The organism is Streptomyces anthophorae (assembly GCF_049310305.1).
Classification (GTDB): Bacteria; Actinomycetota; Actinomycetes; order Streptomycetales; family Streptomycetaceae; genus Streptomyces.
In genome coordinates, this window is sequence record NZ_JBLWQQ010000001.1 from 4201995 (window position 1) to 4216856 (window position 14862).

The following is a 14862-nucleotide window of genomic DNA, read 5'->3' on the forward strand; positions in this document are numbered from 1 at the left end:
CCACCCCTCACGGCGTTCCTACTGGTACGAGTAGCTTCGGCTGCACACGTACAACCAGTACGTCCGTATTTAACGAGGGAAGGACTCCCGAACCATGGCAGTAAGCCTGTCCAAGGGTGGCAACGTCTCGCTCACCAAGGAGGCTCCGGGCCTGACCGCTGTCACCGTGGGCCTCGGCTGGGACGTCCGCACCACCACGGGTACCGACTTCGACCTCGACGCCTCGGCCATCGCGGTCAACACCGAGGGCAAGGTCTACTCGGACGGTCACTTCGTCTTCTTCAACAACAAGCAGACGCCGGACCAGTCCATCGTCCACACCGGCGACAACCGCTCCGGCGAGGGCGCGGGCGACGACGAGGCGATCAACGTCAACCTGTCGGCCCTCCCGGCCGACGTCGACAAGATCGTCTTCCCGGTCTCGATCTACGACGCCGAGACCCGCACGCAGAACTTCGGCCAGGTCCGCAATGCGTACATCCGCATCGTGAACCAGACCGGCGGCACCGAGATCGCGCGCTACGACCTCTCCGAGGACGCCGCGACCGAGACCGCGATGGTCTTCGGCGAGCTGTACCGCAACGGCGCGGAGTGGAAGTTCCGCGCCGTGGGCCAGGGCTACGCCTCGGGCCTCGTCGGCATCGCGCAGGACTTCGGCGTGAACGTCTGACGTTCGCCAAGGAGTTGGGGCCGGGCCCCGGCACGCCGCGCACAGCGGCGGGCCGGGGCCCGGCCCTTTCGGCCACACCCGTCGATTAACGGACAATCACCGGCGCCAGTCGGACACGAACCGGCAAAGTTTTGACAGGTCTCTGTCACCGGACTGATCGCAGGTGCCACTCTCCCTCCGAACCCCACGCACCCATCCCCACGGGTACCTAAGGAGTCCGAGTGAGAATCCGCTCTACCGCTCCCCGCCTCGCCGCTCTCGCCGCGTCCGCCGCCATGGTGGTCGTCGGTGTCACGGCCGGCACCTCGGCCAACGCCGCCACGGATCGTGCGGACGGCGCCACGGCGCTCCCGCTCAGCGCCTCCCAGCGGGCCACCGCCCTCAAGGACGCGCAGGCCGAATCCCCCACGACCGCCGAGAAGTTGAAGCTCGCCGACGGCGAGAAGCTGATCGCCCGCGACGTCGTCAAGGACGCCGACGGCACCACGCACACCCGCTACGAGCGCACCTTCGACGGGCTGCCCGTCCTCGGCGGCGACCTCGTCGTGCACACCGCCAAGGGCGGTGCCCTCAAGGGCACCACCAAGGCGCGCAAGGGTTCCATAACCGTGGCGTCCACGGACGCCGCCACCGGCACCGCCACCGCGAAGAAGTCCGCGAAGTCCGCCGCGGGCGACTCGGTCGAGGGCGCCACCGCCGACACCGCGCACAAGGTCGTCTGGGCCGCCGACGCAAGCAAGGCGCCCACCCTCGCGTACGAGACCGTCGTCAAGGGCACCCAGCGCGACGGCACGCCCAGCGAGCTGCACGTGATCACCGACGCCGACAGCGGCAAGGTGCTCTACAAGTACCAGGCCATCGAGAACGGCACCGGTACGAGCATGTACAGCGGCGCCGTCACCGTCGGCTCCACCGCGGCCTCCGGCGGCTACGACCTGGTCGACGGCGGACGCGGCGGCCACAAGACGTACGACCTGAAGGGCGGCACGTCCGGCACCGGCACCCTCTTCCACGACGCCGACGACAAGTGGGGCGACGGCACCGCGGCCGACCGGCAGACCGCCGCCGTCGACGCCGCCTACGGGGCCGCCGAGACCTGGGACTTCTACAAGGAGTCCCTGAACCGCAGCGGCATCGCGGGCGACGGCAAGGCCGCGTACTCCCGCGTCCACTACGGAAGCGCCTACGTCAACGCGTTCTGGGACGACAGCTGCTTCTGCATGACGTACGGCGACGGCATCGGGAACACCCACCCGCTGACCTCGCTCGACGTCGCCGGTCACGAGATGAGCCACGGCCTGACCGCCGCCACGGCCAACCTCAACTACAGCAAGGAGTCCGGCGGCCTCAACGAGGCGACGTCCGACATCCTCGGCACGGCGGTGGAGTTCCACGCGAACAACACCGCGGACGTCGGCGACTACCTCATCGGCGAGAAGATCGACATCAACGGCGACGGCACCCCGCTGCGCTACATGGACAAGCCGAGCAAGGACGGCAAGTCCGCCGACGCCTGGTCGCGCTCCACCGGCCGCCTCGACGTGCACTACTCGTCCGGCGTCGCCAACCACTTCTTCTACCTGCTCAGCGAGGGCAGCGGAAAGAAGACCGTCAACGGCGTGAACTACGACTCGCCGACGTCGGACGGCTCCACCGTCACCGGCATCGGCCGGGACAAGGCCGTGCAGATCTGGTACAAGGCGCTGTCCACGTACATGACGTCCACGACCGACTACGCGGCCGCGCGCACGGCCACGATCAAGGCGGCCGGCGACCTGTACGGCGCGAGCAGCACGGAGGCGACCACCGTCGCCGCCGCCTGGAAGGCCGTGAACGTCAACTAGCCGATTCCGGCTTGCCGTTCCCGTACAGCCAGGTCTCCCAGACCCCGGCGAGGGCCTCGCCCTTGCCGGGGTTCCTGCGTTCCACGTACGCGGTGAAGTCGTCCGTGTCGGCGTTCTCGTACTTGTTGTCCTTCGCCCAACTCTTCAGCAGGGCGAAGAAGTCGGCGTCCCCGATCGTGCCGCGGATCTTGTGCAGCACCATGGCGCCGCGGTCGTAGACCGGGTCGTCGGAGAGGTGTGCGGCGTTCGGCGGCTTCGCGGGCGGGAAGGCCCAGACGCCGTCGCTCTCGGGCCGCTTCATGATCGCGTCGAAGGTCTGCTGCGCCGTGTGCCCGCCGTGGTCCTCGTCCCACAGCCACTCCGCGTACGTCGCGAAGCCCTCGTTCAGCCACATGTCGCGCCATGACTTCGGGGTGACCGAGTCGCCGTACCACTGGTGCGCCGTCTCGTGGACGAGCAGGCCGAGATCGGGGGCACCGGGGTAGACGGGCCGGTTCTGGGTCTCCAGGGCGTAGCCCACGTCGCCGGCCCGGTCGACGATCGCGCCCGTGGACGAGAACGGGTACGCGCCGAACCTCTTCGTCTCCCAGTCGACGACCTCCGGCAGCCGGTCGAGCACCTTCGCGCTCGCCTTCGCCTCGGAAGGGTCGACGGCTGTGTACACGGGGATCCCGGCGGGCGTGCGGCCCCGCTCGGTCCTGAACTCTCCGACGGCGACGGTCGCCAGATAGCTCGCCATCGGCTGCCGCACCCGCCAGTCGTACGCGGTGCGCCGCCCGTCGGACGAGCGCTTCGCGCTTCTCAACTCCCCGTTGGAAACCGCCTGTACGCCGTCGGGGACCGTGATCCGGATGTCGTACGTCGCCTTGTCCGAGGGGTGGTGGTTGCCGGGGAACCAGGCCATGGAGCCGGTGGGTTCGCCGAGCGCGAGCGCGCCGTCGGCGGTGCGCAGCCAGCCCTCGCCCGTGTCGTCCGGGTCGGTGATCGCGACGGGTTCGCCGTCGTAGCGGACGGTGGCGCGGAAGGTGTGCCCCTTGGGGAGCTCGTCGTGCGGCCGCACGGTCACCTCGTGCCCGGCACGGCTGGCGACGGCCCGCTCGCCGTCGACGGTGACCTTCCGCACCGTCAGGCCCTTGAGGTCCAGGTTGAACGCGCTGAGCGCCTGCTCCGCGGTCGCGGTGATCTCGGCGGTCCCGGAGAGGTGGCGCGTGCCCGGATCGTAGGAGAGGTCGAGGGCGTAGTGGCCGACGTCGTAGCCGCCGTTCCCGAGCTTGGGGAAGTACGGATCGCGCAGGCCGGAGGCGCCGGGCGTGCCGTGGACGCCGCCGTCGCACGCGGCGACGGCGGCGAGGACGCTGAGCAGAGCGGCGGGGAGGCGGAGTCGGCGGCGCACGCCGAGATCCTATGGCCCCACCGACCCGGTACAGGCGTCCGGCGGGACCTCAGAGGACGGCGATCCCCAACGGCCGCTCCCCCGCCGCCAGTCGGCGGGTGTCGCCGCTGTCGATGTCGACGACCGTGATGCCGTTCCAGTAGCCGTCGCGGGTGAAGCCGCCGCTGACGTACGCGGTCCGGCCGTCATCGGAGAAGGCGACGTCCTCGTGCGGCCCGTCGAGCGGCACGACCTTCTCCTTGCCGCCGGGCGTCCGGACGGTGAGCGAGGGGCCCTCGTCCTCGGACGGGTCGATGGGGCCCGTGCCGACGGCGAACAGCGTCCCGTCGGGGGTGATCGTGACGCCGTGCTGATGCGTGTTGGCGGTCATCCGCTCGACGGTCGAGCGGCCGGTGTCCGGGTCGACCACGACGAGCTTCTCGCCCTCGAAGGGGAGGAGCAGCCTGCCGTCGGAGGGCCGGACGGCCGCGTAGTGCGGCTTCAGCCACGAACCGAGACCGCCTTCGGTGCCGTACGGGGCGACCTCGATGCGGCGGGTGTCGCCGCCGCGGGTGTCGAGGACGGTGACGTCGAAGGAGTCGTGGTCGGTGGCGTACACCTGACGCCCGTCGCGCGACACGTCGACATCGAAGGGCCGCCGCCCGACGGAGGCGGTGTCGGTGACCTTCCGTGTCCGGGTGTCGATGGTCTCCAACGCCCCGTTCCCGTCCGGGACATTGACCCCTACGTACGCGTGCTCGCCGTCGGGCGCCAGCGCGATGCCCATGCCGCCGCCGCGGTACTCGCCGTCGGTGACCGGGCCGAGGCCCCCTGTCTCGTACGGGATGAGGGCCTCGCGCTCGCGGCTGTCCGTGTCGACGACCGCGACGCCCTCGGCGGTGGCGACCCAGGCCCGGCCGTCGTCACCGACGACGAGCCCGTACGGGGCGTGGCCGACCTTCACCGAGTCGAAGGCGCCCTTGCCGGGGGCCGGATCGACGAAGGAGACGGTGTCGGCGCCGAAGTCGGCGACGAGGAGGGTGCCGTCGGGGGTCTTGGCGGCCTTGGGGGTTTCGGAGGTTTCGGAGGTGCCGTCGGGCCGGCTCTTCGCTGGTGAACTCGCTTTGCTGGGACGGGAGTTCGCGTCGTCCCGCGTCGTGGCGCATCCGGTGGCGAGGACCGCGACGGCGATCGCCGCGAGGGCCGCGCGCCTCACTGAACGGCCCGCAACAGGCCGGCGATCCCGGCGAAACCGCGGCGCTCGGCGTGCTCAAGGGGAGTGATGCCGTCGCCGTCGGGCAGGTCGGGGGTGGCGCCCGCCGTGATGAGCAGCTCGACGATCTCCTGGTGCGCGCGGCCGCCGTCGCCGAGGATCACGGCCTCCAGCAGGGCGGTCCAGCCGAGCCGGTTGACGTGGTCGACGTTGATGTCGGTCTCGCGGAGCACGGCGCGCACGTAGTCGACATGGCCGCGTTCGGCGGCCGGGATGACGGAGATGCCGCCGAACCGGTTGGTGACCTTCAGGTCGGGCCGGGCGGGCAGCAGGGCGCGCATCATCTCCACGGACCCGGTGACACCGGTGGCGAGCCACGCGCTGTCGTCCCGCTCGTCCTGGGCGTTCGGGTCGGCGCCGGCCGCGACGAGGGTCTCGGCGACGGCGACGTGGTCCTTCAGGGCGGCGAGGAGGAGCGGCGTACGACGGTGCGCGTCACGGGCCTCGACGTCGGCGCCTGCCGCGAGCGCGGCCCGCACGGCGTCGATGTCACCGTGCGCGGCGGCGGCGAGGAGCGTTCGGTTGTTCTCGGTGTGCTGCATGGTGCGGCTCCATAGGTCCCCTGCGCGCCGCAGGATCGTGCCGTTCTTCGGTATCAGGCGGTCCGCGTACATTCTTCAAGCCTCTGCGGCGATCCGGCACCGGGGCCATTTCAAGCCCCCTGCGGCGACTGAGCAGCGGGGCCATTTCAAGCCCCTGCGGCGATTGAGCAGCGGGGTCCGGGGCAGAGCCCCGAGGCCGCAACACCGTTGCCGGTGAACGGGCCCCGGGGCTGAGAGACCGGTTACTTGAGGGTGGCCACGCCCGCCTGGGCGAACTTCTCGTCCAGGTCACCGGAGGGCGCCCCGGCCACACCGATCCCCGCGATGGGCGCACCGTCCGCGGCGACCGGCGCCCCACCCGCGAGGAACAGCGTGCCGGGAATGTCCTTCAGGTTCGGCGTCTGCTCAAGCCGCTTCGTCAGCTCGGACGTCGGCGCGTTCCAGGACACCGCGGTGTACGCCTTCTTCACGGCGGACTCGGGCGACTGCGGCCCCGCACCGTCACCGCGCAGCTCGACGATCGTGTTGCCGTTGCGGTCGACGACGGCGACGGAGACCTTCTGGTTCTCCTTCTTCGCGGCCTTGAGGACGGCCTGCGCGGCGTCGGTCGCGGCGTCCACGGTGAGGTGCTTGGACTCGAAGGTGTTACCGGCCTTGGCGGCGGCGGGCTTGGCGGCGGCGGCCTGCGCGGCCGGCTCCGAGTCCGCGGCGCTCGCCGAGTACGCGCCGAACCCGCCGACGGCGATGGCGGCGGCCAGCGTGGTGCCGGTGATGAGGCGGGTGCGCTTCGAGACCTTCTTGGCGTGCTGCATGGGAACGACTCCTGGGTGAAGGGGAGGGGGCGAGCAGAGGGAGGAGAGGTCGACCGGGAGGCGCTTGCCGTTCCGCCGTCCCGCTCTGCCTTCCATCCTGGGTCCGCAACCGCCCCTCACCCCTCGACGGACCGGCTCCTCGCGGCGCGCCGGGCGGTCGACGCCGAGGTCATCCGATCGGTTGACCCCAGGGGCGTACAACCCGGCGACAATGGGATTGTTTGCCCAGGTCGACGCCGTGAGGAGGTGCGGGAACCGTGACCCGGAACCGGTCGGAGCACGCCGACAACGGCGTCCACCACAGCGACGGCTACGACACCGACATCCGCCGCCTCACCGCCGTCATGCACGCCTCGTTCTTCCTGCTCCTGGCCGTGGCCCTGGCGCGCTTCCTGCTGCGCCACTCGCACGACGGGCGCACCCCGTGGATCGTCGCGCTCTCCGCGGTCCTGGCCCTCGTGTACGGGGCCGGGCTGGTGCGGGGCGTCGCGGAGCGGGCCACGGTGGGGCAGCGGGCGTGGCTGACGCTGGTCGTCGCGGTGTGGGTGGTGCTCGTGGTGCTCGCGCCGAGCTTCGCGTGGTGCGCCGTGCCGCTCTTCTACACGGGCCTGCGCACCCTGCCGACGCGCGCCGCGCTCGTCCTGGTGGGGCTCCTGACGGTGCTCGTCATCCTCGCCCAGCTACGGCTCGCCGGCCGCCTCGACCCGGACCTGCTGCTCGGCCCGCCGGCCGTCGTGGTGATCGCGACCGCCGTGTTCCTTCAGATGAAGCGGCAGGCCGCCCGGCAGCGCAGGCTCATCGACGATCTGATCCGCACCCGCCGCGAACTGGCCGCCTCCGAGCGCCGCGAGGGCACGCTCGCCGAGCGGCAGCGGCTCTCCATGGAGATCCACGACACCCTGGCGCAGGGCCTGTCCAGCCAGCAGATGCTGTTGCAGGCGGCGCAGCGGGTGTGGGAGGCCGACCCCGGCAAGGCCCGCGCCCACGTCGGCACGGCGGCGTCGATCGCCGAGCACAACCTCACCGAGGCGCGCCGCTTCGTGCACGATCTGGCCCCCGCCGACCTGGCCCACGGCCTGGCGGAGGCGCTGCGGGCGGTGGCCGCGCGGGAGTCCGGCGACCGGCTCGCCGTCCAGGTCCGCGTCGACGACGACGGGCGCGCGGACCGGCTGCCCGACCGGGTGCAGTCGGCGCTGCTGCGGATCTCGCAGGGCGCGCTCGCGAATGTGCGGGAGCACTCGGGGGCGGGCAGCGCGGTGATCACGCTGACGTTGCTCGACGACCAGGTCGTCCTCGACGTCGCCGACGACGGGCGTGGGTTCGATCCGTCCGCGTTGCCCTCCGGGGGGTCCGGGGTGCGGGGGCACGGGATTCCGGCGATCCGGGCGCGGGTGCGGCAGTTGGGTGGCCGGTTGTCGCTCGAGTCGGCGCCGGGTGAGGGAGCGGTGGTGTCCGCCTCGATTCCCCTTTCACCGGCGACGGGGGTGACGCCTCGGGGCTCCGCCCCGGACCCCGCGCCTCAATCGCCGGCGGGGCTTGAATGGGCAGATGCGCCCGACCGGCACCAACGCTTGAACGATGAAACGGAGTCGTCATGACCCAGCCCATCCGCATCCTCCTCTGCGACGACCATGTCGTCGTTCGTGCCGGGTTGCTCGCGTTGCTGGACAGTGCCGCGGACATCGAGGTCGTCGGGGAGGCCGGGGGCGGGGAGGAGGCGATCGCGCTGGTCGCGAAACTCCGGCCCGACGTCGTCCTCATGGACCTCCAGCTGGGCGCGGGCATGGACGGCGTGGAGACGACCCGCCGCCTCACGTCGGGCCCCGAGCCCACCCCGCACGTGCTGGTCCTGACCACGTACGACACCGACGCCGACATCACCCGCGCCATCGAGGCGGGCGCGACGGGGTATCTGCTCAAGGCGGAGCGGCCCGAGGAGCTGTTCGCCGCGATCCACGCCGCCGCGGAGGGCCGCACCGCGCTGTCCGCCCCCGTGGCCAGCCGCGTCATGGCCAATATGCGCAAGCCGCGGCCCACGCTCACCGACCGCGAGCGCGACATCCTCGCCCAGCTCGCGCACGGCCTCGGCAACCGGGAGATCGCCAAGGCCCTGTTCATCAGCGAGGCCACCGTCAAGACCCACCTGGGCCGGATCTACGACAAGCTCGGCGTGGACACCCGGGCCGGTGCCGTATCGGTGGCGAAGGAGCAGCGGCTGCTGCCGTGAGGCCCCGGGGACCGCGCCCGTGCGGGCCGGGCCCCCGCCCGTGACACCATCTCTACGTGCTCGACATCGGTTACGCCCTCTCCCGCCGCTTCCCGGACCCGCCGCAGACGGACTACCGGCGCGCGGACGTCCACGCGCTGCGCCACGACCTGTTCTGCGGCGATGTGTACCTGGCCGACACCAAGGCCGACCAGGAAGTGTCCACAGCCTGGGGATGGGTTCCGGTGCTCGACTTCGCGTGGGCGCTGTGCGACATCGTCGAGCAGCTGGACCGGGACCCGCGCGGCAGCCGCTCCGCCACCCCGCAGCTCGCCGAACTGGACTTCACGGAGTCGAGCGACCGCATGCTCTTCGAGCGCCGCTTCGGCTGGGTGGACATCGAGGCCGACTGGATGCCGGCCGAGGAGCCCGCGCTGACCTTCTCCCACTCCGCGCTGCGCCGCGAGGCCCGGGACTTCCTGCACGACCTGCTCGCCGACCTCACGGACATGCACGAGGACCTGGCGGACAACCCGGCCCTGTGGGACCTCCAGGCCCGCTTCCCCCGCCTCCCGTAACCGGCCGGAACTCCCGGGCGCCTACTCCACCCGAACCCCCAGCTCCGCCGCGAACACCCCGGCCAGATCCATGAGTTGGGCCGGTGAGATCACCGCTCCGCCCAGCCGGTCCACGCCCCGCGCGATCCCCAGCTCCGCCGCGTCCCGCAGGTCGACGTCCGTCAGGGTCGCCGCCGAGAAGTCGGCGCCCTTCAGCACGCAGCCCGCGAACTCCACCCGCTCCAGGCGCGCGCCCCCGAAGTCCGGCTCCACCAGCACGCAGCCCTCGAACACGACGTCCTTGAGGCGCGCCTTCCGCAGGTTCAGGTAGTCGATCTTCCCGCCCCTGATCACCACCCGCTCCAGGGCCGCCCCGTGCAGCTGCACCCCGCCGAGCCGGGCGTCCACCACCTCCACGTCCCGCAGCGTCGCCTCCGCCAGGTTCGTCCCCACACCCCGTACGTCGGTGAGGACCGAGTCGATGAATCTGGCCCGCGCGAGGCCCGCCTCGTCGAGCGCGCACGCCGCCAGCGCGCAGTCCATGAACCGCGCCCCGATCCCCTCCTGCCCGGCGAGGTCGACGTCCCGGAACTCCACCCCGTCGTAGTCCCCGTCGGGTTCGAGGCCGCGCCCCGCCCACGGCGCCAACGGAGGCAGCCGCACCTGGGGCCGCCGCGCCTTCTTCACCTTCGCCGGGGCCCGGCCCGCCGCCTGCCCCGCGGACCGCCCCGCACCACCACGCCTGTCGCTCATGACCCCATGCTGCACGGCCCCACTGACAATCCCCGCCGGCCCCCAAGTGACCTGCGCGAACGGTGCGATGTCACATCCGCGCCCGCCCCGGACGTCGTATCGGTGAAGGCCGTCCGTACGCCCCGATCACGCAGGAGCACCCATGCGTCACCCCACCCCCGCCCTCACCGTCATCGGCGGCGGTCTCGCCGGTCTCACCGCCGCGATCACCGCGGCGGAGGCGGGCGCGCGCGTCACCCTGCACGAAGCGCACCACACGCTGGGCGGCCGGGCCCGCACCGCCGAGGGCCCCCACCTCACCCACGAGGGCCCGCACGCCCTCTACGACGGCGGCCCGCACTGGACCTGGCTGCGACAGCGCGAGCTGCTCGGACCGCTCGCCCCGATCCCGCCGCTCGAAGGCGCCCGGCTGCGCTTCCACCGCGACGGCGCGCTGCGCCGCACCCCGCCCGCGGGCCTCCTCCGCCTCCTGCGCCACAAGCCCGAACGCGCGCCCGTGGACGAGGACTTCACCACCTGGGCCACCCGCGTCGCCGGCCCCGACACGGCCCGCGCCGCCGCCCACTACACGGCCGTCGCCCTGTTCCACCACGACCCCGGATCGCTCTCGGCCCGCTTCGTCCAGGAGCGCCTGCGCCGCACCGCCAAGGTGCCGCCCGAGGCCCACTACCCGGTCGGCGGCTGGTCCTCGGTCGTCGACCGGATGGCGTCCCGCGCCTGGAACCTCGGTGTGCGCATGGAGACCCTGAGCCGGATCGACGCCGTGCCCACCGACACCCCCGTCGTCGTCGCGACCTCGCTCGACGCGGCCCGCAGGCTTCTCAAGGACCCCTCCCTGACCTGGGACAGCGGCCGTACGACACTGATCGACCTGGCCGTGCGCAGCCGCCGCGGCGACGCCTTCGCGGTGTCGGGCCTCGACTTCCCCGCCTGGATCGAACGGTTCACCGCGCAGGACAAGTCCCTCGCCCCGCACGGCGAGAGCCTGATCCAGGGGCAGGTCCCGGTCGCGCCCGAGGAGTCCAAATCGGACGGTTCCGCGCGCGCCGACGCCCTGCTCGACCTCGCGTTCCCCGGCTGGCGCGAGCGCACGACATGGCGCCGCGACGCCCTCGCCCAGGGGCGCACGGGAGCCCTCGACCGCCCCGGCACGACCTGGCGCGACCGCCCCGCGATCGACCGCGGCGAGGGCGTCTATCTGGCGGGCGACATGGTGGCGGCGCCCGGAGTGCTCTCCGAGGTCTCCTTCACCAGCGCCATCGAGGCGACGACGCTGGCGCTGCGGCGGCCCGCCCTCACCCGAGGCCTTGACCTCAACCGGGCTTGAGGTCGAAGACTGGCGCACGTCAGCGGAGACCGCCGCCAGTAACCGGCGCATCGCCCACCGGGAGCCCCCATGCACGCCGTCCGCCTGCACGCCTTCGGACCCGCAGAGAACCTCACGTACGAGAAGGTCGAAGACCCCGAACCGGGTCCCGGGCAGGTGCGGATCGCGGTCGCGGCCGCGGGCGTGCACCTGCTGGACACCGCGATCCGCTCCGGCGTCCAGGGACCGCTGCCGGCCCTTCCCGAGCTGCCCACGATCCCGGGCCGCGAGATCGCCGGCACCGTCGAGTCGCTCGGCCCGGACACCGACCCCGCCTGGCTCGGCAAGAAGGTCGTCGCCCACCTCGGCATGGTCCCCGGCGGCTACGCCGAGCTCGCCGTCACGGACGCGGACCGGCTCCACGAGATCCCGGCGGGCCTGGACCCGGCGGGCGCCGTCGCCATGATCGGCACGGGCCGCACGACGCTCGGCATCCTGAACTTCACCACCGTCACCCCCGACACGGTCGCCCTGATCCCCGCCGCCGCGGGCGGCATCGGCACGCTCCTCGTGCAGTACGTGAAGCACGCGGGAGGCACCGTGATCGGCCTCGCGGGCGGCCCGGCGAAGACGGCCGCCGTCGAGAAGAACGGCGCCGACCTCGCCCTCGACTACAACGACCCCGACTGGGCGGAAAAGGCCCGGGAGTTCCTCGGCGGCCGGGACGCCACCGTCCTCTTCGACGGGGTCGGCGGCCCGACGACCGCACGCGCCCTCGACCTCCTCGGCCCCGGCGGCCACCACCTGATCTTCGGCTGGTCCGCCCAGGGCATCGGCGCCGACGAGGGCCCGCACCTGCTCGACGAGGCCGAACTCGCCCGCCGCGGCCTCACCCAGGAGCAGGTCCTCGGCCCGCCGATGATGCGCAAGGCGGGCGGCGCCAACCCGATGCGCACTCTCGAACTCGCCGCCCTCGACCACGCGGCCCGCGGCGTCCTCACCCCTGCCGTGCACCGCTTCCCGCTCACCGAGGCCGCCGCCGCGCACCGCGCCCTGGAGACTCGCGGCACGACGGGCAAGGTGGTTCTGGAGCCGTGAGCCGCTTCTAGGAAGCCGGGCTCAGCCGCTTCTCGAACCAATGGTGCGCGTACGGCTCGTCGTTAAAGGCCGCGACCTCCTCGAAGCCGTACGCGCGGTACAGCCCGATGGCCTCCGGCAACGCCTTGTTGGTGTCGAGGCGCAGCAGTTCGGCGCCGTGCCGGGCGGCCCGTTCCTCCATCTCCGCCAGGAAGCGGCGGGCGAGGCCGAGGCCCCTGACGCGCGGCGCCACCCACATGCGCTTCACCTCGGCGGCGCCGCCCGGCGGCAGCTTGAGCCCGGCGCAGCCGACCGGCTCCCCGTGCAGCCGCGCCACGAGGAACCGGCCGCGCGGCGGCCGGAGTTCACCGGCGTCGGGCAGGAGGCTGCGCTCCGGGTCGAAGCCCGTGTCGAACCGTTCCTGAAGCTCGGCGAAGTAGCCGCGCAGGCACAGCTCGGCGTCGGGGTGGTCGGGCGCGACCTCGTCAAGCGTGACCGTGCCGGCCGTGAGCAGCCGGTCCACCTCGGCCATCGCGGCGACCAGACGGCCGCGCTGGGCCGGACTCAGCGGGGCGAGCAGCGAGCCCGCGGCCTCGTCGCTGCGCCGGTCGAGGACGGCCCACTCGGCGCGCCCCCGCTCCGTGAGCCGCGCGGTGCGCACCCGGCGGTCGCTCTCCAGCGGTTCCACCGCCACGAGGCCGTCCGCCTCCAGAGCGCGCAGCAGCCGGCTGACGTACCCGGAGTCGAGCCCGAGCCGCTCCCGCAGCCCGCGCACATCGAGCGGGGCCCCGGCCTCGCCGATCTCCCACAGCAGCCGGGCCTGCCCGTAGGGCCGCTTGGTGCCGTGGAACCGATCCTGGAGCACGCCGATGCGCTCACCGACCACACGGTTGAACCGCCGTACCCGCGCGACGTCGCCGACGCCGCCGTCCTCACCCTCACGCATTCTCTGACTTTAGTCAGAGAATGCGTGAGCACGCCATCCTAGACAGCGCCCACGGCCTTCAGCGCCTCGTCCGTCAGCCGGTACACCGTCCACTCGTCCTGCGGCCGCGCGCCCATCGCCTCGTAGAACTCGATGGACGGCGTGTTCCAGTTGAGGACCGACCACTCCAGGCGCTCGTAGCCGCGCTCCACACAGACCCGCGCCAGCTCCGTGAGCAGCGCCTTCCCGTGGCCGCCGCCGCGCGCCGAGGGGCGCACGTACAGGTCCTCCAGGTAGATGCCGTGCACACCGCGCCACGTCGAGAAGTTCAGGAACCACAGCGCGAAGCCCACCGGCTCGCCGGTCTCCGCGTCCTCGGCGATGTGCGCGTACGCCGCCGGGCGCTCGCCGAACAGCGCCTCGCGCAGCTGCTCCTCGCTCGCCCGCGCCTCGTGCAGCGCCTTCTCGTACTCGGCGAGCTCGCGGACCATGGCATGGATGACGGGGACGTCGGCCGGGGTGGCGGTACGAATCATGGCGGAAGACTAATCGGCACCACCGACATCCGACCGCCCGGGACTGACCGCTGAGACGGCGCTACTCGGCGACGTGCCCGCGCAGCCGCCGCGCGATCTCCAGGTCCACCGCGCCGAGCTCCCGCCCGTCCTCGATGTCCCACAGCGCGTTCTGGAGCACCCGGCCGAGCGTCCACGCGCGCGCCCGCTCACGGTCGAGCCCGAGGGCCCCGCTCATCGCATCGAACCGCCACACCGTCTCCTCCGGCTCGAAGCGGTTGTTCAGCGCGGGCCACAGGTCGAAGCCGGGGTCGCCGGCAAGCGGCTTCGGGTCGATCGCGAGCCACGGTTCGCGCTCGGCGGCCAGCACGTTGTCGAAGTGCAGGTCCCAGTGCAGCAGCCGGTCCCCGGCCTCGTCCGCGACCTCCCGCACCGCCGCCGCGCAGTCGGCGAGCAGCGCGCGCTCGGCCGGGTCGGCCACCCGGCCGAGCGCCTCCGGGGCGTCCGCGAGCATCCCCGCCGCGATGTCGGAGAGCCGCCGCATGCCCTCCGGGGCGGGCCCCGCCGTCAGCCGTGCCAGCAGCTCGGCGATCACCAGGACGGCCTTGCGGGAGTCCTCCACGACGCTCAGCATCCGGGCGGAGTCGAGCCGTTCGAGCAGCATCGTGCCCGTCCCGCCGTCGTGCGCGAGGAGCCGCACGGCGCCGTCGCCGTCCCAGGCCCGCAGCGCGACCGGCTCGCCCTCGGTCTCCTCGTCGAGCACCTGGAACTTGAGGGCCGCGGGCCGCCCCTCGCCCACCACGGGCACGACGAGCGCGGCCATCCCGTGCATCAGCGGCCCGTCGACCGTCAGCTCCCAGCGTTCCAGGAACTCCTCCACGCGCGCGGGCAACGCCGCGACGAACGCGCGACCCGCCTCCCCCGCGTACGCGTACTGCGACTCAACAAGGCCTACGGGTACGTCGATCACATGGCCGACCCTAGGTCGTCACCGGCTCTCGGACCTCCCC

General features: G+C 72.6%; 15 protein-coding genes. 7 read left to right on the forward strand and 8 right to left on the reverse strand.

All coding sequences use genetic code 11. The features are described from left to right. The first annotated feature begins 94 nt into the window (after positions 1-94). Together ACNYS0_RS18840 and ACNYS0_RS18845 are read left to right on the forward strand one after the other, a co-directional pair. Positions 95-670 (forward strand): TerD family protein, encoded by a 576-nt coding sequence (locus ACNYS0_RS18840; RefSeq protein ID WP_422408644.1) that lies wholly within the window; start codon positions 95-97, stop codon positions 668-670. 275 nt (positions 671-945) lie between these two features. Further along, positions 946-2514, forward strand: a complete 1569-nt coding sequence (locus ACNYS0_RS18845) for a M4 family metallopeptidase (protein WP_422482720.1) — start codon at positions 946-948, stop codon at positions 2512-2514. Here the strand turns inward: ACNYS0_RS18845 and ACNYS0_RS18850 are convergent. The 4 genes from ACNYS0_RS18850 to ACNYS0_RS18865 all read right to left on the reverse strand — a co-directional run bounded on the left by ACNYS0_RS18850 (position 2507) and on the right by ACNYS0_RS18865 (position 6513). Continuing rightward, entirely contained in the window at positions 2507-3907 is a 1401-nt protein-coding gene (locus ACNYS0_RS18850) for a M1 family metallopeptidase (protein WP_422475129.1), read from the reverse strand. The two genes, ACNYS0_RS18845 and ACNYS0_RS18850, sit on opposite strands and share 8 nt — an antisense overlap. A 49-nt stretch (positions 3908-3956) precedes the next feature. Beyond that, positions 3957-5102 carry a YncE family protein gene (locus ACNYS0_RS18855; RefSeq protein WP_422475131.1) on the reverse strand — a complete coding sequence of 382 codons (1146 nt, stop codon included), beginning with the start codon at positions 5100-5102 and terminating at the stop codon, positions 3957-3959. Beyond that, a complete protein-coding gene (locus ACNYS0_RS18860; RefSeq protein WP_422475133.1) occupies positions 5099-5701 on the reverse strand; it encodes an ankyrin repeat domain-containing protein in 603 nt (200 codons plus the stop codon). Before ACNYS0_RS18860 ends, ACNYS0_RS18855 begins: the two co-directional genes overlap by 4 nt. A gap of 242 nt (positions 5702-5943) precedes the next feature. Continuing rightward, complete coding sequence (locus ACNYS0_RS18865) at positions 5944-6513, reverse strand: GlcG/HbpS family heme-binding protein (protein WP_422475135.1); 570 nt, start codon at positions 6511-6513, stop codon at positions 5944-5946. A 344-nt stretch (positions 6514-6857) separates the two neighbouring features. Here ACNYS0_RS18865 and ACNYS0_RS18870 point away from each other — a divergent pair, with 344 nt between their 5' ends. From ACNYS0_RS18870 to ACNYS0_RS18880, 3 genes are read left to right on the forward strand one after another with little or no spacing between them, the layout of a single operon-like run. Further along, positions 6858-8111: a sensor histidine kinase gene (locus tag ACNYS0_RS18870; RefSeq protein ID WP_422482721.1), complete on the forward strand. Its 1254-nt coding sequence runs from the start codon at positions 6858-6860 to the stop codon at positions 8109-8111. Next, the gene (locus tag ACNYS0_RS18875; RefSeq protein WP_422475137.1) at positions 8108-8740 is read left to right on the forward strand and encodes a response regulator; all 633 of its coding nucleotides are present in this window, start codon (positions 8108-8110) and stop codon (positions 8738-8740) included. Before ACNYS0_RS18870 ends, ACNYS0_RS18875 begins: the two co-directional genes overlap by 4 nt. Positions 8741-8796: 56 nt before the next feature. Beyond that, complete coding sequence (locus tag ACNYS0_RS18880) at positions 8797-9297, forward strand: hypothetical protein (protein ID WP_422408638.1); 501 nt, start codon at positions 8797-8799, stop codon at positions 9295-9297. A gap of 21 nt (positions 9298-9318) precedes the next feature. Here ACNYS0_RS18880 and ACNYS0_RS18885 read toward each other — a convergent pair whose 3' ends face one another. Then, complete coding sequence (locus ACNYS0_RS18885) at positions 9319-10029, reverse strand: pentapeptide repeat-containing protein (RefSeq protein ID WP_422475139.1); 711 nt, start codon at positions 10027-10029, stop codon at positions 9319-9321. Between the two features lie 142 nt (positions 10030-10171). On the opposite strand from ACNYS0_RS18885, the gene ACNYS0_RS18890 reads away from it, so the two are divergent. Then, entirely contained in the window at positions 10172-11356 is a 1185-nt protein-coding gene (locus ACNYS0_RS18890; protein WP_422475141.1) for an NAD(P)-binding protein, read from the forward strand. A 69-nt stretch (positions 11357-11425) separates the two neighbouring features. Beyond that, the gene (locus tag ACNYS0_RS18895) at positions 11426-12433 is read left to right on the forward strand and encodes a zinc-binding dehydrogenase (RefSeq protein ID WP_422475143.1); all 1008 of its coding nucleotides are present in this window, start codon (positions 11426-11428) and stop codon (positions 12431-12433) included. 7 nt (positions 12434-12440) lie between these two features. On the opposite strand, the gene ACNYS0_RS18900 is transcribed toward ACNYS0_RS18895, so the two are convergent. From ACNYS0_RS18900 to ACNYS0_RS18910, 3 genes are all read right to left on the reverse strand, one after another. Beyond that, positions 12441-13358, reverse strand: coding sequence for a bifunctional helix-turn-helix transcriptional regulator/GNAT family N-acetyltransferase (locus ACNYS0_RS18900; protein ID WP_422475145.1), 918 nt, complete (start codon positions 13356-13358; stop codon positions 12441-12443). Positions 13359-13396: 38 nt separating this feature from the next. Beyond that, the gene (locus tag ACNYS0_RS18905) at positions 13397-13873 is read right to left on the reverse strand and encodes a GNAT family N-acetyltransferase (protein WP_422408633.1); all 477 of its coding nucleotides are present in this window, start codon (positions 13871-13873) and stop codon (positions 13397-13399) included. Positions 13874-13934: 61 nt separating this feature from the next. Further along, the gene (locus ACNYS0_RS18910; RefSeq protein ID WP_422475147.1) at positions 13935-14822 is read right to left on the reverse strand and encodes an aminoglycoside phosphotransferase family protein; all 888 of its coding nucleotides are present in this window, start codon (positions 14820-14822) and stop codon (positions 13935-13937) included. Positions 14823-14862 lie beyond the last annotated feature (40 nt).

What these genes read in the sequence shown, in the direction of transcription:
- ACNYS0_RS18840 (WP_422408644.1), top strand. Translation starts at nt 95, where the DNA reads ATGGCAGTAAGCCTGTCCAAGGGTGGCAACGTCTCGCTCACCAAGGAG.
- ACNYS0_RS18845 (WP_422482720.1), top strand. Translation starts at nt 946, where the DNA reads ATGGTGGTCGTCGGTGTCACGGCCGGCACCTCGGCCAACGCCGCCACG.
- ACNYS0_RS18860 (WP_422475133.1), bottom strand. Translation starts at nt 5,701, where the DNA reads ATGCAGCACACCGAGAACAACCGAACGCTCCTCGCCGCCGCCGCGCAC.
- ACNYS0_RS18865 (WP_422475135.1), bottom strand. Translation starts at nt 6,513, where the DNA reads ATGCAGCACGCCAAGAAGGTCTCGAAGCGCACCCGCCTCATCACCGGC.
- ACNYS0_RS18870 (WP_422482721.1), top strand. Translation starts at nt 6,858, where the DNA reads ATGCACGCCTCGTTCTTCCTGCTCCTGGCCGTGGCCCTGGCGCGCTTC.
- ACNYS0_RS18875 (WP_422475137.1), top strand. Translation starts at nt 8,108, where the DNA reads ATGACCCAGCCCATCCGCATCCTCCTCTGCGACGACCATGTCGTCGTT.
- ACNYS0_RS18885 (WP_422475139.1), bottom strand. Translation starts at nt 10,029, where the DNA reads ATGAGCGACAGGCGTGGTGGTGCGGGGCGGTCCGCGGGGCAGGCGGCG.
- ACNYS0_RS18890 (WP_422475141.1), top strand. Translation starts at nt 10,172, where the DNA reads ATGCGTCACCCCACCCCCGCCCTCACCGTCATCGGCGGCGGTCTCGCC.
- ACNYS0_RS18895 (WP_422475143.1), top strand. Translation starts at nt 11,426, where the DNA reads ATGCACGCCGTCCGCCTGCACGCCTTCGGACCCGCAGAGAACCTCACG.
- ACNYS0_RS18900 (WP_422475145.1), bottom strand. Translation starts at nt 13,358, where the DNA reads ATGCGTGAGGGTGAGGACGGCGGCGTCGGCGACGTCGCGCGGGTACGG.
- ACNYS0_RS18905 (WP_422408633.1), bottom strand. Translation starts at nt 13,873, where the DNA reads ATGATTCGTACCGCCACCCCGGCCGACGTCCCCGTCATCCATGCCATG.